Here is a 20,727-nt window from a genome sequence, read left to right as displayed (position 1 = left end):
AGCCGTGGCGCGAGCTCAATAATTCTGCCAGAAGAGACGGACGGCGGTTCGGAAGCTTTCGTAATTTGCGGTGGACCAGCAAACGTCCTGATGGTCCCGCACCAGCCAATGGCGCTCGTTGGCGCACGTAAGTTCGTCGCGGTTGGCGTTCTGGATGTAGCCGAGACAGTTGGTGACCGACATCAGGTGGCTGTAGCCATAGAGATTATTCGGGACGTTGTAGAGCAGGCCCTCGATGAAATACGAAGGCGCGATGCCGGCCTCCAGATAGCGTTCCTCGATCATTCGGTTGCGCATGTTCTTGAACATCCGCACCGTGCGTTTGACCCATGAGCCCGTCGCCTGGTTCTTGGCCGACAGGTTATCCCTGTGCTGCTCGGGGTAATTGATGATCCGCCGACCGTTCGCGGTTTCGAAGACGATGCCCTTATGAAATTGCGGCACGAATCCCGAGTAGGACGCGTAGTGCCGGTGCTCGGCGGCAACGAGCACGTCGGCGTCCCGGCGACTGCCGTTTCCAGGGATGAAGATGGCCCTTGTTCCCAACGGTCACGCCCGGATAGTGCCGGCTAAGCCATGCCGCTACGTCCCGCTTGAACTCGGAAAGCTCGTAGGTGGCCGGGATGCGATCGCGCTCATACGCCGCCTGCTCAGCCGGCTGCAGGTCATCGGTGTTGCGGTAGTAGGTCGAGGTGAGGCGAATGACGATATCGACGTCGCTGTCCGCATAGATGTTGGTGTCGTTTGCGTAGGAACCCTGGAGAAAGTCATCGAACCCCCTGACGTGATACGCGGACTGCGGGTCATTGAGGACGCGTCGAATTGCCTCGTGTGTGGCTTTGGACTGCGTCACCGATCCCTGCTGAGCCCACGTCTGGAGCTGCTGGTCTGAAACTGGCATGACGTCTCCGCTACTGCAGAAGGGATCGGATGGCGGCTTCCTGCTTGCCGTAGGACTCACGGCCGCGCCGGTGGATTAGGTTGAGCTTGCTGAGATTGTGCTCGAACATATCGGTGGCCATCGTCGGCTCGGTGAAGCCGTCGCTGACGCGGATGGTCGCGATACCGGGGAAAAGTATCGCCCGGAGCTGCGCCATCGAATGGGTATTCACGTTGAACGCCTTGTGAGCGACAGGCGTGGAGGGGCAAAGGGCCAGCAGCGACGACACGCTCAGCAAAGGGACTTTTGGAGCCGGGTAATCGCCAACGCCGACATTGAGCACACGAAGCTCCGCGGCCGCCACCTTGAAACCGTGAACGGCATCCGCCAGTGCGTAAAGGGTGGGGTTGTTCGCGCAATAGCCCCCGTCCAACGCTTCGACTTTGTCGCCATCCGGAAGCGTACCTGTTTCCGATGGAAGTAGGGATATGCCGAGCAGGACGCCTGTACGGCCTCACCGAGTGTCGCGCCGAAGCCCGGCACGAACGATTCCGCCCGTCCCATGGCCTGCCGCGGGTCGCTCTTGAAGATAAGTGGCGTTTCCTCGATCCACTTTGTCGCAACGATGCCGGTTGGCGTCTTGAGGGCATCAAATCCGGTCTGGCCGAATATCTCGTCAGACAGCTCGGCGAGCTTTGCAGATTTTTGTGATGGCCAGGACAGTTTCATGATGTCCGGGACGTACTTCCGGTAAAGGCCATGGATATCGGCAACATCCATGCCCAGCGCGAGCATGGTCCCGATGATCGAACCCGTACTGGTCCCGTAGATGAGGTTAAAGGTCTCGCTCAGCGGGCGGCGGAGCATGGCCTCCACTTCATGCAGCACTCCCAGCGTGTAGAAGCCTTTCGCTCCTCCACCGTCCAAGCTCAATATCCGGAATTTTCCGTCGCCCAGCTTTGACACGCCACTTCCCCCTCATGAAGGTAGCAGAAAATGCCCCAGAAGGCGCGTTATCGAGCGCACCTTTCCGTTTTCCCTCAGGAATCTGCTAGTTCGCATGGTGACGCGCCGACTAAGTCCGCAGACCGTTGGGTCGAATGGCTGCTTATTTACCACCTTGTCTTCCAAGCCGACCCTCTACTTCCGGCCCCGGTTCTGCCATTTGTAGGAACCGGACGAACGGCAAGTTTCGGGTGGCCACGGCAGCGCGCCGAAATGACCGACATGGGGTCGCTTGCTGAACGACAGTTATCCTCCGAGCACACCCAGAACCGGACTGTCCGGATACGGCCCCGAAATGGACATAGGGCAGATAAATATGCAGCGGCGGTTATCAGAGGGGATTGCCCCCCAGCGTCGTCAGGGCGAAACGCCTAAGCTCGAAGGCGGTCCTATGGCTCGTGCTGAAGGTTGCTTCGAAGCTTCATGCTAAGGCCGCAATCTGATCTGAAGTTCATCGAACTCGCTGGCATCGAAGCCATTGCCGACCAGCCGGACAAGGTGGGCCAGGAGATCGTCCTGTCTTGGCTGCCCAAACGCCAGCCGGTAGACCGTCAGGCTTCGTTTCAGCCATTGGAGCCGCTTCTCCTCTCGGCTCAATGGTATCAGCGGCACGCGCCGCTCCACCTTAGTCGAGCCCTCAAAAATCCAATATGGAATGAGCCCGTCGCGGCTTTTGGTAGCGCGTCGTGCTGCGGCGAACATGGCGGCCCAGGGGTCTGCAGGTGGCTTTCGGCCTTGTCGCACTGCGTCAGCGTGTGCCTCGGCGACGTTCAGGCGAATGGCGTGGCCCTTGAAACGGTGGACCCGCCCTTCGCGCTGCTCCAGATCGACCGGGTTGCCTGGCAAGTTCCAGTGATAGACCCGGTGGCAATACGGATGGAAGTCCAAACCCTCCTGGCCGATCGAGGTCGTGGCAAGGACGAATGGCCTGAAGGGCGAGTTAAAGGCTTCGCGGACCGTTGACAGCCGAACGGCACCACCGTCCTCATCCTTGAGCTCGGCCAGGCGCATCGCAAACCGACCGCGCATCTTGATTGGCTTTCTGAAGACAATGCGCCCGTTCTCGGCCCTGACGTCGTCGACCTCGATCTGAGATGGGCGAATGGACAGCGCCCTGACCATGGCCTCTGCCACGCCTTTGGCGCGCTCGGTCGGTGACTTGGCGACCAACCCTTCGCCTTCGACGAGGTAATGGGCGTATTCGTCGAGAACGGATTGGAGATTGTGTGCTGCGGAATGGGCGAGAACGCTGCGCCAATAATGCTCATCGCTCTCCTGGCGTAGCAGCGCCACGGTCTCGTGCTGGTTGAACAGGGTCCTGAAACCCCAGGCCACGTGGGCCGCGGCCTCCAGAAGCTCTGGGGCATCCCAGGCAAGTTCGGGCGCAATGCGTCGAATGGCGCGGACCGCGCATACCGCGGGGCTTCCCAGCGCAACATCCACGAGCAATTCCAATGCAGTTTCGCTGCCGTCTTCTCCGATGCCTTTTGCGGAGATCAGCTCGGCGACGTGGTCTCGGAAACCTGCTTCATTGCCGGTCGAGGCGAAGGCTCCGCTCCGCAGCCATTCCGATGCCCTATTGCCAGCCGCGACGTCCAGCAACGCTGCCGTCGACCATTCCCAGTCTCGCGCGCTCAAGGTTTCGCCATCCTTGGCCTTGGGAAGCCCAGCAAGACGTTCGGCGAGCTTGTGGCGCAATGCGGTCCGCATCTCCTCGAGGGAGGGCCGTTTGGCAGCGGCCGCAAAAACAGCAAATGGGTCGCCCAGTTCGGCCAGCAGAGGGGAGGGATAGATGAGGTTGAGCGTGCGCAGCGTGGCCGGCCGATTGTTGGCATCCAGCCGAAACTGCAAAGGCCGGCGTTTCGCTGCGTCGGAATAGGCCAGCTTTGTTTCCGCAGCGCCCATACGTCGTTCGGCTTCGTAGGAGATGAGGGCTGCGAGCGCGTCCGGGACCATCTGCCAAGCGGAGAAGACCAACGCCTTGGTCAGCGGCGGCGCCTTGGCCGCTTCCCCATAGTAGGGGAGCGACGGGGTGATCCAGAGGTGCTGATCAAGCTTGGCGTCGAACAGGTCCGACATCAGTGCTCTCAGCCGGGCATTACCCGGCTCCACTGGCTGGTACTTCTCGATGTCGTCCATCCGCAGTGCCAACGCTTCCGCCTCGGCGACTGCTGCGACAAGAGCGGGGTTGGGCTTCGCCACCGCGTCCTTAAGCAACTTCTTAAGCTTGTAGTCGCGCATGAAGTTCAGCAGGTAGGGCGCGGACTTCCAGTATTCGATGATCACCGGCGCCCCAGCGCTTCGCGCGACCTGAGCCGCCACCATCGCTTGACGAAGATCCTCCGCGGCTACCTTCGCTTCCATCTGTGGCTCGCTCAGCATCGAGTCCCTCTCGATGGTGCTGTCGACCCTTTCGGTGCGGCTCATCACCTTCTTGAGGCGAGCTTCGATGCCCTTACGAGCCTTCTTCGCTTGCTTGGTCGCCGCCGGCAACTGCTGGAGGAAGCGTCGAAACTGGCGCATCTCCAGGTCGAGTTCATCAGCGACCGCGGAGGCGCGATCACGACCGTGCAGGAAGCCGATCGTCTTAAGGAAGTCCTTGTAATGGTCGCCGTCATCGGGCGAGTCCTCGGACAGCGTCAGCATCTTGTATGGGGTGGCCGAGAGCAGCAGGGTGCGGGCACCCGTTTCCTGATCGCCATACTCGAAGAGGGCGCGCGCCAGCTCGGCGGCATCGTCCTCGCCCGATAGCAGCTCGCGGAAACGTTGAAATTCGTCGAGGATGATCAAGTCTGGTTGTAACGCCACTACGCAAGCGTGCGAGAGCGTCTTTCTCAGTTTGGCGACCAGGGACGTGCGCGCCCAATTGGATGGCTTCGGGTATTTCTTCCGGTACGCGCCGAAGAGCTCGCACACCTCGCCCAATTCGGCCATGAGCACTTTGTTCTTCGAGACGGCGGACTGGAAGCGATGGACGATCGTCTTGTCGATGCCGTCCAGGGTCATCTGGCTGACCTGCCAGTTCCAATTCTTTCGGCTAGCGCCCACCTGCAAAGCGTTCTTTAGCGAGGCCAGTGGCGCCAACGGTTCGAGTAATCGCAGCAGCAGCGCGCGCTCTTCCATCACGCCGTTCGACGAATGCAGGTTGAAGGTCGTGCCGGGCGTGAGGCTGATGAAGTTAACGCCGTTCGCGTTGATTGTGTTCTTCTCGCGCATCCGCAGCGGCATCAACGTGATGCGCGTGGGCAGGGCCATCGCTTCCTTGCCCATCACGTTCAGCCGGTTGAGGTTCTGTGCCGCAATCGACTGATTGGAGCAGATGTAGACGATGTCGATGCGCTTCGCTTTGGGCCAGAGCATCTCGATGGTCTTGGCGACGATACCGCGGGCGACCATCGTCTTGCCAAGGCCGACCTCGTCGGCAACGAGGAATTGGCGCACTTGGTCGGACCCGTGCAAACGGTCGAAGACGTAGTCAACCGTTCTGCGTTGGAAGTGCTTGAGCTGTGCCAGCGACAACGACGCATCGAAAGGCTCACCGCGCATCTTGAGTCTCCAAGACCGTGCGGAACACCCGCCAGAGTTCCTTGAAGTGCGGTGGGAGGCGGTCGTCAGTGCCGTCCTTGGCGCTGGCTTCCATCCGGGTCACGAGCCGATCGACGGCGCTGAGGCGCCCGTCACCAGCGCAAAGGGCACGCATGAGATCTTCAAGGATTGGCTCGTCATCTGCGCCGGATTCCCAATCCCCCTTGGCGTTGCCGTTCGTCTTGTTGGGCGGCGGCAGTGGATGTTCGATGAAGGACGCCAGAAGGAGCCGAAGATAAGCCATGAACTTTTGTCGGCTGTCGACGACCCAATTGAGGATGGCAAGATCGCGCTCCTCCGGCATGCCCTCGACGTCGAGACCCGTGCTGAAGATCTCGCTGCGACCCGTTGCGAGATCAGTGATCTCCATCGCGATGAAGCGGGTGAGGTCAACCAGCGGGACCGAACCGAGATCGATGGGAGAGTCGGTTCGGATGCCGTCAAGCACGTCCTTGGCGTGACCTTCTCCAAGAGTGATCGGCCACGCGCGAATCCGACCGAGCTCTTTAAGCTGCAAACCGTCACTCGGGATCAGCCACAGCCGCCAACGCTTGGTATCGTCCTGCAGCGCTTCGCAGCGAAGCGACAGTACTCCGCGTGCCAGAGTTCTTCGTGCATCGAGAAGGCGCTGCTCGGCAGCGACCTCTTGGGCTGCAGTCGCATCGACCTCGTCCGGCTCGAATGCCCTCAACATCCTACCGAAGCCCTGGTCGCCCAGGATGTCGTCGATGGAGCCGAGCTTGGACTTCTGACCATGGAGACTCGCGAAAACCTCCACGTTCCGAGTCGACTGTCCCCGCTTGTTGAGAAGCGCGGTACGGGTGGCGTTGCCCGACCCCAGAGTGAGCGTCGTGCGACGGCCTTCTTCCTGAACGAAGATTTTGGCATGAAGGCCCTGCTGCTCATTGGGCAGAGGCTCCTCGCCATCGTCGCCTTCTGCCATTTCGTCGAGCACCAGGACCTGCTCGAATTTGCCCAACGTCGCCGCAGGGATGCAGGCGAGCTGGTCGGGCCTGCTGATCAGTTTCTTGGCTGCGCGCGGTGCCAAGGCAGCCAGATGCTCCAGGGCCTCTTCGTCAACGAACGGGGACATCACGGCGATGCTCCTGCTCTTGGCTGGCTTCCAGCCCCCAGCTCCAATGCCATTGACGTGGAAATCTAAGGCGTCGCAGCCCGGGGGCATGTCCCATTCGACGTATCTGAGTTCGTCGGCCATCGCCAAGGTCATGCGTCGCGGCGCGTCGTCCATCGATCCGACGGCCATGCTTGGCAATTGTTTGAGCAGATCGTGCAGTGGCCTGTTGCCAGCGGAGGGCCTCGATAGGACCGTCCCATCGAGCGACAGCGCAGCGTCCCAGGATCTATCGCGCGTCAGGTTGCGCGACAGGATCAGCAAGCGCATTTTGATTAGGTCGTCGTGGTCGAGCGGCTTGAAGCGCAGTGCCCACAACTTGGGATGGAAGCTGCCATCGCCCGGCGACTTCACTTCGACGACCGTCTTCTCAAGGAGTGAGGTGAGGCGTGATCCCTCGCCCCTGTCGGCATGGATCTGCCCGGCATCGGCGTAGACGACAAGCCTTTTAGCGGTGCGTTCAACGGCTTCAAGCAGTGCGACGTGGTCGCTCAGGACATCGTCTCGGTTCTTAGACACCAAGAAGGCGATGCTGACCGAGATCGCCAAGGCCGTCTCGAAATCCATCGAAAAGGTGGTGGCCACCCCGCAATCGAACTCGTAGCCCGGGGGAGCCTTCAGGCTATCGCCGTAGAGAAGGCGCGTTTCCGGATCCAACGTCGATCTAGCCACGGGCAAGGTCCTGCAGATGACGGCTCGCTTGCGACCAGCGGAACTGGAGGCGGTAGGCGCCGGACGCCCCCTTCCAGCGGCTCAGTGCTGCTCGGTTGGTGAAGCGCGACAGTCCCTTCTTGAGGCGCCGCTCTCGCTCCTTCACCAATGCCAGGCCCTTGGCCTTGTTTCGCGTGAGGCCGCCGCTCATCTTGAGCAGGTCGGTCCAATCGGTCACGAACCGTCGCGCCGGTTCGAGAACCCGATGCGCGGGGTGGCGGATCTCGTCCCAGAAGTCTTCCAGCGACCAGTGCTTCAACCGGGCAAGATCAAGGTCCTGCTGCCACTTCGCGACGCCCGACTTGTAGTCCTCGACCCAATCCTCCTTGCCGCGGAGCTGGCTGAGCTGGAGATTGTAGTGAAGGGCAGCACCGTACATGGCCTCCGAGAAGATCGAGGCGTGCTCGACGAGCCGGCGCATGCGGGCCGGGAATTCAGAGACGTGCGGATGTGCCCAGATGTAGCCGGCCCGAGCATTGCCGCCCTTCCGAGCGAGGAATGTCAGCAAGCTGTCGGGATTGCTGGCGTTGAGGCGGTCCACGATGAATTCGGCTTCCTCATCGCTCAGTGCAAAGCTCGTGTTTTCGAAGAAGCCTTTCGGCGCCGCGGGAAGCTGCGGATGCCACAGCGCTAGCCTGGAACGGTTCGCATCATAGTCGTCCTCGTCGTGGTCCCTGCTGGACTCTTTCGGCCAGGAAGGCAGCGAGGCGGCATAGGAGTCGATGGATCCCGGGAACAACCGGATGCCCCAATTCTCCAATCCAGCCCAATAAACGCTGGCCGGCAGCCTCTTCAATTCGCGGCCGGCATTCACCCCGATGACGCCGTTGCTCTCCTTGCCTGCGACCAGGGCGTTACGAAGCTTGAGCTGATCGGACCGCATCTGATCCAGCACCTCGATGGAGCTGCGATGGCGAGGAAGCCGGGAGAAGATCCAAGGCACGAACAGCATGTAACGGAGGCGAGTTTGAACGGTGCTGGTGCCGGGGAAGAGGTGATCGGCAATTGAATCCCGGATCGCGCCCAGCCCCAGTTCGTCCCTTGCCTCCTGCTCGGTGAAGAGCTGCATCAGGGCGTTCGCCCGGTCGCGCTCCTTCTCGTCGAAATCAATCCATCCGATTGAAGACAAGAGTATCCCCACATGTGGGGTGCTCACGAAAAACTAAATGTATGAAGCGCTTGGTGCGCCCCCTTCACCAGCCAGAGCAACGTGCACGAATAATTAGATTCGAGCAACTAGGGGGTAGAGGTTATTCGCCAGGGTTTTGGCTGCTTTGACGCCCATGCAAGAATGCGTCGGGTTATGACTGGTAATCGATAGAAAAGGGCCTCGCATGGATAAGCTGCGTGGATCGCCGTGAGCTCCAAGCAGCGGGGATGATGGCGCAGGATTGGCTCTAATGAAGAGGGGGGCGCAGCAAGAGTTAGGGGTCAGCGTCGATGCTTCCCAACCGGACCCTTCGCTTCACGGAAGCGGGCAACTTAACGCCAATCGCTTACCAAGCGGACAGTCCGGATACGGCCCCGAACGCGACGTCTGAGTAGTGGCTCACCGATCGCCAGCTCAGCGAAGCCGCCCGCAGACTGGCTCCACGGATTGCTACCCTGCCGGAATGGCCCCATTCACACGTTGCTGCCAGTTCACGCCGCACGGACTAGTCAGGCCGCTTTCGCTTAACGAGACTCTTCTTATTTTAGCCAACACGATCTCCTCGCTACGAAATGGTAACTAGGATGTGGCTTTGTGCTTCGATACCACCATCCCCGGAATATCAGGACCGAGACAGCGTCCATGAAGGGTGACGCAATCTCGTATGCCCCGCGAGGGCTATCTCGTGAGGAAGCAGCGCGTTACATCGGTGTCGGATCGACGCTTTTTGACGAGATGGTCGCCGATGGGCGCATGCCAAAGCCCAAGCGCATCAACAGCCGCGCTATCTGGGATCGTGTAGCCCTGGATATCGCTTTTACCTCGTTACCGGACAAAGATAGCGGCCTTCAAGAGCTGTTGCAACGAAGCAAACGGGACCTAAAATAAAGATAGCAACTACGCTGGTTGCGTATGCGCTGCAGGCGTAGTATGATGATGGCCGGCACGGAAGGGATGACGTGAACGAGAATGAGAAACTTGCGCAAGAAGTCAAAGCCTGGCGGGCCAAGGGCGGGGTCACTGCCGAAGCCGCGGCCAAGGCGCTGGGAGTACCGAAGCGCACCTTTGAAGGCATAGAGCAAGGCAGAGGGTTCCCCTACCCGGTGCTCCTGCGCGCTGCCATCGAAAGCAAAACCCTTTCGCTACAAGCGATGCTGGAGAACTCCCCGCGAGCTGATCACCGGCGGAAGAAGTCTGGAAGGAACGTTGATGGCTAGGCCGTTCAAGGATGCGCGCTACCCTGGGGTCTCTTCGCGTCTCAAGAATGGCAAGCTAGCTTATCGCTACCGCGCAAAAGGCATGCCTGAAATCCACCTTCCCGGTAAGCCAGGAGATCCCGAGTTCGAGGTGGCTTACGAGAAGGCCACGCAGGGCCAACATAAGAATGCAGTTATTATCGATTTGCCCGGTCGGGCACTGCCAAAAACGTTTGGCCATGCCGCGCGTCGACTTGAGACCACGATGGAGTGGCTGGATTTTGATGAAGCAACGCAGCGGAAGAATGCGCGGCTGATCGAGCGCTTTCTCAGCCTGAAGGTCGATCCTGCCTATCCGCTGACGTGGCGCGAAACGCCAGTCGAACACCTCGACGCGGATCGGCTTCGCGCCATAATTGAAGGCATCTTCAGAACAAACCGTACGGTCGCCAAACACATGTTGGTGGCCATAAAGAAGCTTGTATGGGTCGCGACCGACATTGAAAAATGGATAAAGCCGCAGGACGATCCCTCGTTGTCCATCCGCGTGCGAGTGCCCAAGTCGACCAAGAACCCGGCCTGGCCGATCGCGATGCGCGAAAGGTTCGAGGAGCGACACCCCATCGGGACAGCCGCACGCACCTGCTATGCACTCGGCTTCTGGCTTGGAAATCGTCGCGGCGATATCGCTGCTCTTGCGTGGGATGACCTTCTAACTGAAGAGATCGAGCTGTTCGACGGCTCGCTGGTGCTAATCGAGGCCTTTGATTTCCGACAGAAGAAGAACCGCAACCGCCACGGCGGGCGCGAGATGTTCATCCCAGTCGTAGACAAGCTAGCAGCGGCCTTGGAGCCGCTTGATCGATCGCAAGGCGGCACCGTCTTGAAAAACGCGTATAGCAGGTCATTTTCGGAAAAAAGCCTGACGGGCATGATGCAGCACTGGACGCGGCAGGCGGGAATTCCTAGCGGCTACACGCTCCATGGCCTGCGCCGTACCTTCGGCACTTACCTCGCTGAATGCAATATCCAAGCGCGGGCCATCATGGAGGCTATGGGCCATTCCTCCATGGCGGTAACGGATGACTACGTGCGCGAGGCTAACAAGAAGCGGATGGCAGTTGATATTGCCCGTGCCATCAACGACCGCGAGGCCAAACGCGACGCCATCAAGCGGCGGGCAAACCTCCGCATCGTCAGATAATCAAATCGAGTCGGAACAAACGGGGACCGCGGCCTTTGCTTTGGGCCCATTATGGGCCCAAAACGTTTTGGGCCGAGGCCACTTTTCGTCAATGAAAACAATGGTCATGGTGGGCCCGGAGGGACTCGAACCCCCAACCAAGCGGTTATGAGCCGCCGGCTCTAACCATTGAGCTACAGGCCCCACGCGCGCTGGATTAATGTTTTTCGCATCGCGGCACAAGGCTTTCCCGACAGGCTTCCGCAGATCGCCCAAATCAACCCATAATCGCGCTCTACGCGACGCTTGCGACCTGATCGCAGACCAAGGAGATTTTCATGACCAGACATTTTTTGCCCCTCGCGCTCGCCGCTGCAGTCGCTTTCCCGGCGACGGCTGGAGCCACCGATTTGCCGACGCCGCCCCGTATCATCGTGTCGGGTGAAGGCGAAGCAACCATTGCTCCCGACCTGGCCCTTTTGACGCTGAGCGTCATGCGCGAGGCCAAGACCGCGCGCGCGGCACTCGACGCCAACAACGACGCCATGGCCGCCGTGATCGCCGCGATGAAGGCGGCCGGCGTCAAGGACCGCGATCTGCAGACCGCGGGCATCCAGATCAATCCGCGCTACAACTACACCAACAAGCCGGACGGCAGCCAGGAGGCCGAACTCGTCGCCTACCAGGTGACGAACACGCTGTCGGTGCGCGTGCGCGACGTCGACAAGACCGGCGAGATCCTCGACAAGGCGGTGTCGCTCGGCGTCAACCAGGGCGGCGGCATCGCCTTCACCAACGACAATCCGGCGGCCACCGTCACCGAAGCACGCAAGAAGGCGGTCGCCGACGCCATGGCCAAGGCCAAGACGCTCGCCGAGGCGGCCGGCGTCAGCCTCGGCCGGGTGCTCGAGATCACGGATCAGAACATCAGGCCGGCGCCAATGCCGATCAATGCCAAAGCCTTCGATGCCGCGGCCGGCGCGGCTCCGGTACAGGCTGGCGAAAACGCCTACAACGTCCAGGTCACCGTTACGTTCGAACTGAAGTAGCCGGTTCCGGTGATTCCATTGGCCGAGCCCACGCCGGCCGTGGGATTATCCGCCGGCGCATGAAAAACCCCGCGGGATCGCTCCCGCGGGGTTTTCTTCGAGCCGCACCCGTCCGATGGGGAAAGGGGCTCCGCTAGTCCCGGCTGATCCTCACGGAGGATCATGCCGCTACGACCAGACCTCCCGCTCAGCGGTTGATGATCGGGCATCCGCGCTCGTTGGCGAACACGATGACGACGCGGTCCCCATACTGGCGTCCCATGACCTTGACGACACGGCGGTTGGCGTCGACGATGCGGGCGCGATGCAGTCCCATACGCTCGGCCTTGTCGAGGGCCCGGTCCGGCGAACAGCCACGGCGCCAGCCGTCGCCGCGCCAGTCGTCGCGGCGCTCGTCACGGCGATGGCGGTAGCCGTCGTCGCCGGCGTAGACGCCAAAGCGCGGGTCGTTGTTGTTGCCGAAGCCGAGATAGAGGCTGTCGGCATGGGCGGGAATGGCCGCCAGCGTGCCGAGGCCGACCAGGGCCGAAAGGGCCGCCGTCTTGATCGTGGTGTACATGGTTCTCTCCTTGTTGCGGGCTTGCGCCCGTCCTCGTGAAACCGATGGTGGGAGAATGCACTAGCCTGTCTGAACTATTTACGAACCCGCCGTTCATCTGCGGTTCATGTGGCGGGAAAGGGAAAGCTTCGCTGATTCTCCACCACTATGCCTCCCAAACGCCCTGCCCCGGTTCATGCTTCCGGCGCGCCTTGCGGTTATGAGCCTCAAGGCTCCTCGTCGAGCATATAGTCAAAATAATCCTCGGGCTCGGCGAGCTCGGTCTCGCTCGCCTTGACGCGGCCGCGCATCGAGATGCCGGCCTCGTGCACGGTCCCGGCACTGCCCGACACCAGCCGGTGCCACCAATAGAGGTCACGGCCCTCTGCCACCAGCCGGTAGGCGCAGGTGCTGGGCAGCCAGCTGATGGTGCCCACGTTCTGCGGCGTCAGGCCGACGCAATCGGGAACGCGCGCCAGCCGGTTGGCATAGTCGGCGCAGCGGCAAGTCTGCGCGTCGAACAGCCGGCAGCCGACGCTGGTCCAGTAAATCTCACCGGTATCCTCGTCCTCGAGCTTCGACAGGCAGCATTTGCCGCAGCCGTCGCAGAGCGATTCCCACTCGGCCGGGCTCATCTCTTCCAGCGTCTTTGTTTTCCAGAACGGCGTTTCCATTTTGGGGATGTGGCCCCGGCGGAGGCCGAGGTCAAGCACTGCAATCGCCGCCAAAGCCGCTCCACCATAGGAAAAACATGAAGTTGCCTTCAAAACGCCGGTCAATCGTCCTTCGTTGCCGGTAATGCCCGCAAACCGGAACCAATATGGATGATGAAGGTTTGGGCAGGGATGGGACCCCACAAGGAGAAATTTCGATGAAACGCCAACCACGGATTCTGGCAGGCACAGCACTTGGCCTGTTGATGGCATCCGCGCCGTTGGGCGCATCCCCGCTTCAGGGAAGTGCCGCGTTCGGCTCCATGCAACGCGGCACCGTACCGTTGATCCTGGCCCAGGCGGCTTGCGCCGAGGGCGAATCGGCCGAAGCCTGCGCACAGCAAGGGGAACAGAAGCCTGAGCGCAAGAAGCGCGAGCAGCAGCAGACCGAACAGGCACCCGCCGGCGAGGCCGCTCCCGCCACCGACGAGCAGCAGCCGCGCAGGAAAAAGCGCGACCAGCAGCAGCAGGCCGAACAGGCACCCGCCGGCGAAGCCGCTCCCGCCACGGACGAGCAGCAGCCTCGCAGGAAAAAGCGCGACCAGCAGCAACAGGCCGAACAGGCACCCGCCGGCGAAGCCGCTCCCGCCACCGACGAGCAGCAGCCGCGCAGGAAAAAGCGCGACCAGCAGCAACAGGTCGAACAGGCACCCGCCGGCGAAGCCGCTCCCGCCACCGACGAGCAGCAGCCGCGCAGGAAGAAGCGCGACCAGCAGCAACAGGTCGAACAGGCACCCGCCGGCGAAGCCGCTCCCGCCACGGACGAGCAGCAGCCGCGCAGGAAAAAGCGCGACCAGCAGCAACAGCAGACCGAGCAAGCGCCGGCCGGCGAAGCCGCTCCCGCCACGGACGAGCAGCAGCCACGCAGGAAAAAGCGCGATCAGCAGCAACAGCAGACCGAGCAGGCGCCGGCCGGCGAGGCAGCCCCCGCCAACGACAACCAGCCAGGCGAGAACCCGCGCAAGAAGCACAAGCAGGGCCAGCAAGAGGCCGCGCCCGTGCCCACCCCAAAGGAAGCTCCGGCTGAACAGCCGACACCCAAGGCAGAGCAGGCCCCTGCCGGCGAACAGGCTCCCGCCCAGGGCGAACAGCCCCAGGACAAGACGAAGAAGCACGGCAGGAAGCCGGCCGGCGAGCAGCCTGCAAACGGCGAGCAGCCCGCAAACGGGCAACAGCAGCAGACTGGCGAGCAGCCGGCGACGGGTGAGCAGCCTGCCACCGGCGGCAAGGCCGCGCCTGTCCAGGGCGAAACCCCCGTGCAGGGCGAGGCACCCGCTGATAAGAACGCCGCCCCTATTCTCGACAGCCAGAAGGATGCCCGGCGCAAGGGTCGCGGCGAGAACGGCCAGGGCGGCAGGAAGCCGGCCAACCAGAATGGCGAGCAGCAGAACGGTGACCAGCAGAATGGTGGCCAAAACGCTCAGCAAGGCACCGATCAGGGCCGCAAGCCCGTGGTCGCTCCTGTCGACCAGGGTCCGCCACCCACCGACGACAAGTCGGCCCAGCAGGCAATCCAGCCTGAAAAAATCGCCCCGGTGACGGAGGAAAAGGGCAAGCGCGTAGAGCGAGCACCCGATGAGAACGTCCGCGACCGCCAGCGTCCAAAAGGCGTCAATGTCGTCAGGGAACTCGGCGATCGCGTCATCCTGCAGTTCAACAACCAGACATTCGTCCAAAGCAATGATGCCCCGCGCATGACCCGCGGCGCCAGGAACGTGTACTATGAGGATCTGTCGGGCGATCGCACCCGGGAAGTCGTCGAACGTGACAACGGTGTCCGGATCGTCACCATCCGCAACCGTTATGGCGACGTCATCCAGCGTTCGCGCATTGCGCCGGATGGACGCGAATATGTGCTGAGCTATGTCGACGAGCGGCACTATGAGGATGAAAACGACTGGCGCGATCCCGGCGACGACCTGCCGCCGATGCGGCTGACCATTCCGCGCCGGGACTACATCCTGGATTCCGAGGATGTCGAAAGCGACGACGACTACTACACCTTCCTCGAACAGCCGCCGGTAGAGCGGGTCCAGCGTCTCTATTCGATCAACGAGGTCAAGCGTTCGGCGCGCGTGCGTGACATTGCGCGGCGCATCGACCTTGACACGCTGAACTTCGAATTCGGCTCGTCCTCGATCTCCGATACCGAGGTGCAGAAGCTGCAGGGCGTCGCCGACGCCATGGAGAAGCTTTTGAAGAAGAACCCGGCCGAAACCTTCCTGATCGAAGGCCACACCGACGCCGTCGGCACGCCGGAGGCAAACCTGGCCTTGTCGGACCGCCGCGCCGAGGCGGTTGCCGAAGCGCTGACCAACGCCTTCGGCATCCCGGCGGAGAACCTGACGACGCAGGGCTATGGCGAGGAGTATCTGAAGGTCGACACCTCGGCGCCCAACCGGGAGAACCGGCGTGTCGCGATCCGCCGCATCACCCCGCTGGTGGCGCCGGTGGCCAGCAACAACTGACCCTGATCCGGAAAGATCATGGTCCATTAAACCTGTATTTCCAGGAGCTTGAGCCGGCTTCTGGAATCAGATCGGCAACAAGGCCCCATCCCGGAGAGCCGGGATGGGCGGGAATGCGGACGACAGCCCGGGTTCAACAAGAATTGTCCGGCCATCAGGTCCGGCTCATTGAAACGTGAGGTGGCCTACCCCAGATTCAGGACTGGGCGTTCCCTGCCCCGTCCCGACTCCAGCGGGACGCACTGAGCCCCGCCGGCCCTCTCCGGCGGGGTTTTTTGCTTCCGCAATTTGCCTTGCAAACCGCGGCGAGCTGACCGAAATACGGGTCCAGCATCGACGCGAGAAATCACCGCAACCAGCCCATGAAGCAGCAAGAAGGACGTGGCGTGAAGCCTCGCTCATTCGAGCGCTTGCTGGCATTCGGGTAAGTTGATACCATCTATTGGTATTGGAGACCCACCATGCCCAAGAACACCTCCGTTACCCTAGGCGACCAGTACGATGCCTTTATCCAGCGGCAGATAGCGAATGGCCGTTTTGGGTCGGCAAGCGAAACCGTTCGAGCTGGCCTTCGTCTTTTGGAAGAGCAAGAGCTAAAGCTGGAGCAACTCCGCTCCGCCATAGATGAAGGGGATATGTCAGGCGGTCCAGAGCCATTCGACTTCGACGCTTTTCTAGAGTCGAAGAAGCGTGGATGAAGCGAACCGTCAGGTTCTCGCCGAAAGCGAAAGCAGATCTCGACCAGATTTGGGATCACTCCCTGAAAGAATGGGGGGCCGAGCGGGCGGAGGCCTATATCCGCACCATTCGCTCAATCATAAATTTGATAGACCAATTTCCGGCGATGGCAAAAAACGCGGAGAATATTCGGCCTGGTCTGTTGAAGTATGCCGTTGGCTCTCACGTACTTTTTTTGCGAATTGCCGATCGATCAATCGACGTTGTACGCATTTTGCATCAGCGAATGGACTACCCAAGGCATCTTTAGAACTTCGTCCTGATCTTCGTATTGGAATTCGCAAACACCTCGTCCGGCACAAAAAAGTCGCCGGCCAGCGGCCCGGTCGCGCCGGGCGCGTAAACCGAAAAGTCGCTGATCCCCTCGGCGCGCAGCACCTCTTCGTCGATATAGAAATTGCCTGACGTCTCGCGTGACGACCGCATGAAGATGGCATGCGCGGCATCGGCCATGATGTCTGGCGAACGGCTCATTGCCGCCACCGTCGCGCCGCCCAAAAGATTGCGCACCGCCGCCGTGTCGATGGTCGAGATCGGCCACAGCGAATTGACCGCGATGCCGTCTTTGGCGAATTCAGCGCTCATGCCCAGCGTGCACATCGACATGCCGAACTTGGCCATGGTGTAGGCGACGTGGTTCTTGAACCATTTGGCCTTCATGTCGAGCGGCGGCGCCAGATTCAGGATGTGAGGATTGCTGGCTAACTTCAGGTGTGGAATGCACATTTTAGACACCAGGAAGGTGCCGCGCGTGTTGATCTGATGCATCAGGTCGTAGCGCTTCATATCGGTCTCCAGCGTGCCGGTGAGCTGGATGGCGCTAGCATTGTTGACGCAGATATCGATGCCGCCGAATTTCTCCACGGTCTTCGCGACGGCTTCGGCGACTTGCGCCTCCTCGCGGATGTCGCACAGCATTGGCAGCGCCTTGCCGCCGGCCTGCTCGATCTCTTCAGCCGCGGTGTAGATCGTGCCCGGCAGCTTCGGATGCGGCTCGGCGGTCTTGGCGGCGATCGTCACATTGGCGCCATCGCGCGCGGCGCGCAGCGCGATCGCCAGCCCGATGCCACGCGACCCGCCGGAGATGAACAGCGTCTTTCCCTTGAGCGACATTTTTCCTCCGCCTGAACTGGTTCTTTGCGCGATCCTTGCCTGTGGCGCGGCGGGATACAAGTGCTTGCCACGGAAGGCGATGATGACGCTGCGGAGGGTCCCATGCCCTGTTGGCTGCAAACGGTGGCGCTACAACAAATTTGGCATATTATTTCCCACCGAATGGCAGATCATCAAATGGCTTTGTTGATTGAGAATAGCGAAGTGGAGCAACTGGCGCGAGAGCTTGCCAGCAGCCGCGGCGTGTCCGTGACGGAGGCGATCCGGCAGAGCCTCGAAAACGAAATTACTCGTGAAAGCCCGATGTTCCGGCCAAAGGAGTCTGAGTTGATGAGGCTTTTGGAAATTTCAGAACAAGCAAGTCGGATACCAAAGCGCGATCACCCAATGACGGAAGATGAGATACTCGGTTACGACGAACTCGGAATTCCGACCAGATGATGAACACCTCGTTCGCGGCGTCGCGCTGCCCCTCACCTGCAGGCACTTTGTCCCCGTATAGTGCAAGGGGCAGTACTGACGCTTCCGATGATCGCCAAATCCGCCGGATACATCGCTCCTAGACCAGCACCAGCCCCTGCCGCATCGCAATGGCGATGGCGTCAGTGCGGTTGGCCGCACCGAGTTTGATCAGGATCGCGGCGACATGGAACTTCGCCGTGTGCACGGAAATGTTGAGCCGGCGTGCGATCACCTTGTTGGGCGCGCCTTCGGCAAGCAGCGCCAGCACTTCCGCCTCGCGGGGAGACAGTGCCGGGCGGGCGGCGTGCTCGTCCGCTTCATCCTCGAACGGCTCGCCGTCGCCGGCATGGAAATCCTCATGGCGTCCGCCCCTGCCATCGCCCGAGACGCGATAACCGGCCGCCGCCAGCCGTGCCGCCGCGGCGATCAGCAAATCGTCCGCGTCCATTGGCATGACGGCAAACACCTCGCCGGCGGGCCGTTCGCCGCCGGCGCGCCCCGACAGCAGCACGCGCGGCATGGAGGCCGGCACGGCATCTCCGCTGCTCTCGTCGACGATGGCGACACCGGCCGTGTCGCCGCCAGCCACCGCCGGCAACAGGTCATCGGAGGCGGCAAGCGAGGCGGCCAGATGCTCGGCACGCGCGGCATCGGCAAGCGCGACCAGCACCACCAGCCGCCGCGAGGCGGCGCCGTCAGCCATGATCCGGTCGCCGGCGAACGTTTCCATCAATCCTCTCAGCTCAGCGGTTTTTCGCCGATGGTCAATGTCACATCGCGCTGTTCGCCGCCACGCACCACGCCAAGGGTTACAGAAACCCCGGCGCTGTCGGGCCCGAGCCTGCGGATCAGGTCGCGCGGGCCGTGCACGGCCTCGCCGTTCCATGCCACGATGATGTCGCCCAGGGACAGGCCTGCGGCCTTGGCGGGGCCACTGTCGTCGAGGCTCATCACCATCGCGCCCTTGGCATCGCGGTCACGCACCGGATGCAGGCCGGCGCCGAGATAGCCGCGCGCGACATGCCCCTTTTCGCGCAAGGTGGCAACGGCTCGCTCGATCGTCTCGTAAGGCATGACCAGCGCGCGGCCGCGCGGCCCGAACAACAGCATGCCGATCAGCGCGCCCTTGGCGTCCAGCACCGGGCCACCCTCGAAGCGGCCGCCGGCGCCGATGGCCAGATTGATGCGCCGGTCGATCGTGCCGCCGCGCATCGAGCGCCAGGCCGGACCGACTTCGCCGACCGAGCCCGATACGGCGAGCGCCGAGCCCTGGCTACGGCCGATGGCCATGGCGATGTTCCCAGGCCGAACGGCATCGGCCTTGGCAAGTAAAGGCGTCGTGGCGGTATCCGCGGGCCTCAGCAGCGCAACGCCCGTCGAAGGATCGCGGCCAACCAGCTCGGCCTTCACCGTCCCGCCAGAGGCCAGCGTCAACTCGATCTCCTCGCCCGCCTCGACGGCCTCCTCGGCGGTGACGAAATAGCCGTCGCCCCAATGGAAGGCGCTTGCCGTGCGGTGATGGTGCGTGGCGAAGCTCGCCATTGCCGGCGCCGCCTTGGCGGCGAGATCGGCAATGGCTTGGGAAAACGCACTCAGATTGAAATCGCTCATAGGGGTCTCCTGGGTTTCTCGCATGTCCCAGATATCGCGCGGCAGCACGCTGGAAGGTACTCGCCTGACGGCTAGTTGCCGGTTTGACTGGCCATCTGGTCAGGTCGCGGCGCTTCCAGCCGCTCCGCACATATAGTGCGTGTCGCCCAAAAGTGCTCAGCGGTTTCGGGAGAACGGCACCTACAGGAAAAAGGCATCGCCACGCCTGAAAACACGGAGCCCTTGCATGGCCCTCGCCGCCGCCAAATTCGAATCCGACGATACATTGCTCGACGCCTATTCGACGACGGTGGCGGACGCCGTCGACCGCATCGGTCCTGCCGTCTGCCGCATCGAGCGGGTGGGCGGCCAGGGCGGCCACGGCTCCGGCTTCGTCATTGCGCCGGATGGGCTGGTCGTCACCAACTTCCACGTCGTCGGCGACGCCAGAACGGTGCGCGTCTCGATGCCCGACGGCGCCTCCAGCGAAGGCCGCGTGCTTGGCCGCGACCCCGACACCGACATCGCGCTGGTGCGTGCCGACGGCAGCTTCGTCGATGTCGCGCCGCTTGGCGATTCCAAGCGGCTGCGGCGCGGCCAGATCGCCATTGCCATCGGCAACCCGCTCGGCTTCGAATGGACCGTCACCTCGGGCGTCGTCTCCGCGCTCGGCCGCTCGATGCGGGCCTCGACCGGCCGGCTGATCGACGATGTCATCCAGACCGACGCGGCACTCAATCCGGGCAATTCCGGCGGGCCGCTGGTGTCGTCGGCCGGTGAGGTCATCGGCGTCAACACCGCCATGATCCACGGTGCGCAAGGCATCGCCTTCGCGGTCGCCTCCAACACCGCCAGGTTCGTCATTTCGGAGATCATCCGCTTCGGCCGCGTGCGCCGCGCCTTCATCGGCATCTCGGCCGACACCGTCAACCTGCCGCGCCGCGCGGCACTGCTGTCGCAAGTGTCGAGCAAGACGGCGGTGCGCCTGCGCAGCATCGAGAAGGACGGCCCGGCGGCCAAGGCAGGCCTCAAGGAAGGCGACATCATCGCCGCCATCGACGGCCGCCCGGTCACCGGTGTCGATGATCTCGTGCGCATGCTCGACGCCGAGCGCATCGGCCGCGAGACGCTATGCACCGTGGTGCGCCGCACCGGCGTCAGCCAGCTGACGGTGACGCCGGTGGCGCGGGCTGGCTAGCGACGCGGGCCGCTGG

The 20,727-nt window shown here is 62.2% G+C and carries 21 protein-coding genes and 1 tRNA gene; 9 read left to right on the top strand and 13 right to left on the bottom strand.

All coding sequences use genetic code 11. The features are described from left to right. Positions 1-15 precede the first annotated feature (15 nt). From AC0NIH_RS12490 to AC0NIH_RS12460, 7 genes are all read right to left on the bottom strand, one after another. The gene (locus tag AC0NIH_RS12490) at positions 16-492 is read right to left on the bottom strand and encodes a nucleotidyltransferase-like protein (protein ID WP_473461342.1); all 477 of its coding nucleotides are present in this window, start codon (positions 490-492) and stop codon (positions 16-18) included. After that, on the bottom strand, positions 428-901 hold the full coding sequence (locus AC0NIH_RS12485; protein WP_473461340.1) for a nucleotidyltransferase domain-containing protein: 474 nt from the start codon (positions 899-901) through the stop codon (positions 428-430). The genes AC0NIH_RS12490 and AC0NIH_RS12485 overlap by 65 nt, the downstream gene beginning before the upstream one ends. Positions 902-911: 10 nt before the next feature. Further along, the gene (locus AC0NIH_RS12480) at positions 912-1,112 is read right to left on the bottom strand and encodes a hypothetical protein (protein WP_473461337.1); all 201 of its coding nucleotides are present in this window, start codon (positions 1,110-1,112) and stop codon (positions 912-914) included. A gap of 59 nt (positions 1,113-1,171) precedes the next feature. Next, positions 1,172-1,846, bottom strand: a complete 675-nt coding sequence (locus AC0NIH_RS12475) for a patatin-like phospholipase family protein (protein ID WP_473461335.1) — start codon at positions 1,844-1,846, stop codon at positions 1,172-1,174. A gap of 465 nt (positions 1,847-2,311) precedes the next feature. Continuing rightward, positions 2,312-5,431 carry a helicase-related protein gene (locus AC0NIH_RS12470; RefSeq protein ID WP_473461333.1) on the bottom strand — a complete coding sequence of 1,040 codons (3,120 nt, stop codon included), beginning with the start codon at positions 5,429-5,431 and terminating at the stop codon, positions 2,312-2,314. After that, positions 5,421-7,274 carry a phospholipase D family protein gene (locus AC0NIH_RS12465; protein WP_473461330.1) on the bottom strand — a complete coding sequence of 618 codons (1,854 nt, stop codon included), beginning with the start codon at positions 7,272-7,274 and terminating at the stop codon, positions 5,421-5,423. The genes AC0NIH_RS12470 and AC0NIH_RS12465 overlap by 11 nt, the downstream gene beginning before the upstream one ends. Continuing rightward, a complete protein-coding gene (locus tag AC0NIH_RS12460; RefSeq protein ID WP_474025222.1) occupies positions 7,267-8,382 on the bottom strand; it encodes a DUF6361 family protein in 1,116 nt (371 codons plus the stop codon). Before AC0NIH_RS12460 ends, AC0NIH_RS12465 begins: the two co-directional genes overlap by 8 nt. A gap of 723 nt (positions 8,383-9,105) precedes the next feature. On the opposite strand from AC0NIH_RS12460, the gene AC0NIH_RS12455 reads away from it, so the two are divergent. From AC0NIH_RS12455 to AC0NIH_RS12445, 3 genes are all read left to right on the top strand, one after another. Next, on the top strand, positions 9,106-9,351 hold the full coding sequence (locus tag AC0NIH_RS12455; protein WP_473461325.1) for a hypothetical protein: 246 nt from the start codon (positions 9,106-9,108) through the stop codon (positions 9,349-9,351). Positions 9,352-9,422: 71 nt separating this feature from the next. After that, positions 9,423-9,680 (top strand): helix-turn-helix domain-containing protein, encoded by a 258-nt coding sequence (locus tag AC0NIH_RS12450; protein WP_404925147.1) that lies wholly within the window; start codon positions 9,423-9,425, stop codon positions 9,678-9,680. Further along, on the top strand, positions 9,673-10,863 hold the full coding sequence (locus AC0NIH_RS12445; RefSeq protein WP_473461322.1) for a site-specific integrase: 1,191 nt from the start codon (positions 9,673-9,675) through the stop codon (positions 10,861-10,863). Before AC0NIH_RS12450 ends, AC0NIH_RS12445 begins: the two co-directional genes overlap by 8 nt. Positions 10,864-10,970: 107 nt before the next feature. Here the strand turns inward: AC0NIH_RS12445 and AC0NIH_RS12440 are convergent. Beyond that, positions 10,971-11,046, bottom strand: a tRNA-Ile gene (locus tag AC0NIH_RS12440). A 134-nt stretch (positions 11,047-11,180) separates the two neighbouring features. Here AC0NIH_RS12440 and AC0NIH_RS12435 point away from each other — a divergent pair. After that, positions 11,181-11,891, top strand: a complete 711-nt coding sequence (locus tag AC0NIH_RS12435; RefSeq protein ID WP_473461319.1) for an SIMPL domain-containing protein — start codon at positions 11,181-11,183, stop codon at positions 11,889-11,891. Positions 11,892-12,078: 187 nt separating this feature from the next. Here AC0NIH_RS12435 and AC0NIH_RS12430 read toward each other — a convergent pair whose 3' ends face one another. Next, positions 12,079-12,450: a hypothetical protein gene (locus tag AC0NIH_RS12430; protein WP_023767079.1), complete on the bottom strand. Its 372-nt coding sequence runs from the start codon at positions 12,448-12,450 to the stop codon at positions 12,079-12,081. A gap of 206 nt (positions 12,451-12,656) precedes the next feature. Beyond that, positions 12,657-13,103: a YcgN family cysteine cluster protein gene (locus tag AC0NIH_RS12425; protein ID WP_473461717.1), complete on the bottom strand. Its 447-nt coding sequence runs from the start codon at positions 13,101-13,103 to the stop codon at positions 12,657-12,659. Positions 13,104-13,300: 197 nt separating this feature from the next. On the opposite strand from AC0NIH_RS12425, the gene AC0NIH_RS12420 reads away from it, so the two are divergent. The 3 genes from AC0NIH_RS12420 to AC0NIH_RS12410 all read left to right on the top strand — a co-directional run bounded on the left by AC0NIH_RS12420 (position 13,301) and on the right by AC0NIH_RS12410 (position 16,598). Then, the gene (locus tag AC0NIH_RS12420; protein WP_473461317.1) at positions 13,301-15,610 is read left to right on the top strand and encodes an OmpA family protein; all 2,310 of its coding nucleotides are present in this window, start codon (positions 13,301-13,303) and stop codon (positions 15,608-15,610) included. Positions 15,611-16,071: 461 nt separating this feature from the next. Further along, positions 16,072-16,308, top strand: a complete 237-nt coding sequence (locus tag AC0NIH_RS12415) for a type II toxin-antitoxin system ParD family antitoxin (protein ID WP_224688184.1) — start codon at positions 16,072-16,074, stop codon at positions 16,306-16,308. Next, positions 16,305-16,598, top strand: a complete 294-nt coding sequence (locus tag AC0NIH_RS12410) for a type II toxin-antitoxin system RelE/ParE family toxin (RefSeq protein ID WP_013893673.1) — start codon at positions 16,305-16,307, stop codon at positions 16,596-16,598. The genes AC0NIH_RS12415 and AC0NIH_RS12410 overlap by 4 nt, the downstream gene beginning before the upstream one ends. On the opposite strand, the gene AC0NIH_RS12405 is transcribed toward AC0NIH_RS12410, so the two are convergent. Further along, positions 16,595-17,461 carry an SDR family oxidoreductase gene (locus tag AC0NIH_RS12405; protein ID WP_473461313.1) on the bottom strand — a complete coding sequence of 289 codons (867 nt, stop codon included), beginning with the start codon at positions 17,459-17,461 and terminating at the stop codon, positions 16,595-16,597. The genes AC0NIH_RS12410 and AC0NIH_RS12405 overlap by 4 nt on opposite strands. Before the next feature lie 102 nt (positions 17,462-17,563). Here AC0NIH_RS12405 and AC0NIH_RS12400 point away from each other — a divergent pair, with 102 nt between their 5' ends. Next, entirely contained in the window at positions 17,564-17,902 is a 339-nt protein-coding gene (locus AC0NIH_RS12400; RefSeq protein ID WP_473461311.1) for a type II toxin-antitoxin system VapB family antitoxin, read from the top strand. Between the two features lie 118 nt (positions 17,903-18,020). On the opposite strand, the gene AC0NIH_RS12395 is transcribed toward AC0NIH_RS12400, so the two are convergent. Beyond that, positions 18,021-18,653 (bottom strand): helix-turn-helix transcriptional regulator, encoded by a 633-nt coding sequence (locus AC0NIH_RS12395; protein ID WP_473461308.1) that lies wholly within the window; start codon positions 18,651-18,653, stop codon positions 18,021-18,023. A gap of 8 nt (positions 18,654-18,661) precedes the next feature. Beyond that, positions 18,662-19,534 carry a S1C family serine protease gene (locus AC0NIH_RS12390; RefSeq protein ID WP_473461306.1) on the bottom strand — a complete coding sequence of 291 codons (873 nt, stop codon included), beginning with the start codon at positions 19,532-19,534 and terminating at the stop codon, positions 18,662-18,664. 226 nt (positions 19,535-19,760) lie between these two features. Between AC0NIH_RS12390 and AC0NIH_RS12385 the strand changes: the two genes are divergently transcribed. After that, positions 19,761-20,711, top strand: a complete 951-nt coding sequence (locus AC0NIH_RS12385) for a S1C family serine protease (RefSeq protein WP_473461304.1) — start codon at positions 19,761-19,763, stop codon at positions 20,709-20,711. The last annotated feature ends 16 nt before the right edge of the window (positions 20,712-20,727 follow it).

The organism is Mesorhizobium sp. WSM1386 (assembly GCF_055901595.1).
The sequence above is the reverse complement of the archived record's forward strand: the minus strand, read 5'-3'. Positions and strand labels throughout refer to the sequence as shown.

Bases quoted from the DNA above. Each gene is read 5' to 3' on its own strand.
- AC0NIH_RS12485 (WP_473461340.1), bottom strand. From the start codon at position 901: ATGCCAGTTTCAGACCAGCAGCTCCAGACGTGGGCTCAGCAGGGATCG.
- AC0NIH_RS12470 (WP_473461333.1), bottom strand. From the start codon at position 5,431: ATGCGCGGTGAGCCTTTCGATGCGTCGTTGTCGCTGGCACAGCTCAAG.
- AC0NIH_RS12460 (WP_474025222.1), bottom strand. From the start codon at position 8,382: ATGCAGCTCTTCACCGAGCAGGAGGCAAGGGACGAACTGGGGCTGGGC.
- AC0NIH_RS12455 (WP_473461325.1), top strand. From the start codon at position 9,106: ATGAAGGGTGACGCAATCTCGTATGCCCCGCGAGGGCTATCTCGTGAG.
- AC0NIH_RS12445 (WP_473461322.1), top strand. From the start codon at position 9,673: ATGGCTAGGCCGTTCAAGGATGCGCGCTACCCTGGGGTCTCTTCGCGT.
- AC0NIH_RS12435 (WP_473461319.1), top strand. From the start codon at position 11,181: ATGACCAGACATTTTTTGCCCCTCGCGCTCGCCGCTGCAGTCGCTTTC.
- AC0NIH_RS12430 (WP_023767079.1), bottom strand. From the start codon at position 12,450: ATGTACACCACGATCAAGACGGCGGCCCTTTCGGCCCTGGTCGGCCTC.
- AC0NIH_RS12425 (WP_473461717.1), bottom strand. From the start codon at position 13,103: ATGGAAACGCCGTTCTGGAAAACAAAGACGCTGGAAGAGATGAGCCCG.
- AC0NIH_RS12420 (WP_473461317.1), top strand. From the start codon at position 13,301: ATGAAACGCCAACCACGGATTCTGGCAGGCACAGCACTTGGCCTGTTG.
- AC0NIH_RS12415 (WP_224688184.1), top strand. From the start codon at position 16,072: ATGCCCAAGAACACCTCCGTTACCCTAGGCGACCAGTACGATGCCTTT.
- AC0NIH_RS12410 (WP_013893673.1), top strand. From the start codon at position 16,305: ATGAAGCGAACCGTCAGGTTCTCGCCGAAAGCGAAAGCAGATCTCGAC.
- AC0NIH_RS12405 (WP_473461313.1), bottom strand. From the start codon at position 17,461: ATGTCGCTCAAGGGAAAGACGCTGTTCATCTCCGGCGGGTCGCGTGGC.
- AC0NIH_RS12400 (WP_473461311.1), top strand. From the start codon at position 17,564: ATGCCCTGTTGGCTGCAAACGGTGGCGCTACAACAAATTTGGCATATT.
- AC0NIH_RS12395 (WP_473461308.1), bottom strand. From the start codon at position 18,653: ATGGAAACGTTCGCCGGCGACCGGATCATGGCTGACGGCGCCGCCTCG.
- AC0NIH_RS12390 (WP_473461306.1), bottom strand. From the start codon at position 19,534: ATGAGCGATTTCAATCTGAGTGCGTTTTCCCAAGCCATTGCCGATCTC.
- AC0NIH_RS12385 (WP_473461304.1), top strand. From the start codon at position 19,761: ATGGCCCTCGCCGCCGCCAAATTCGAATCCGACGATACATTGCTCGAC.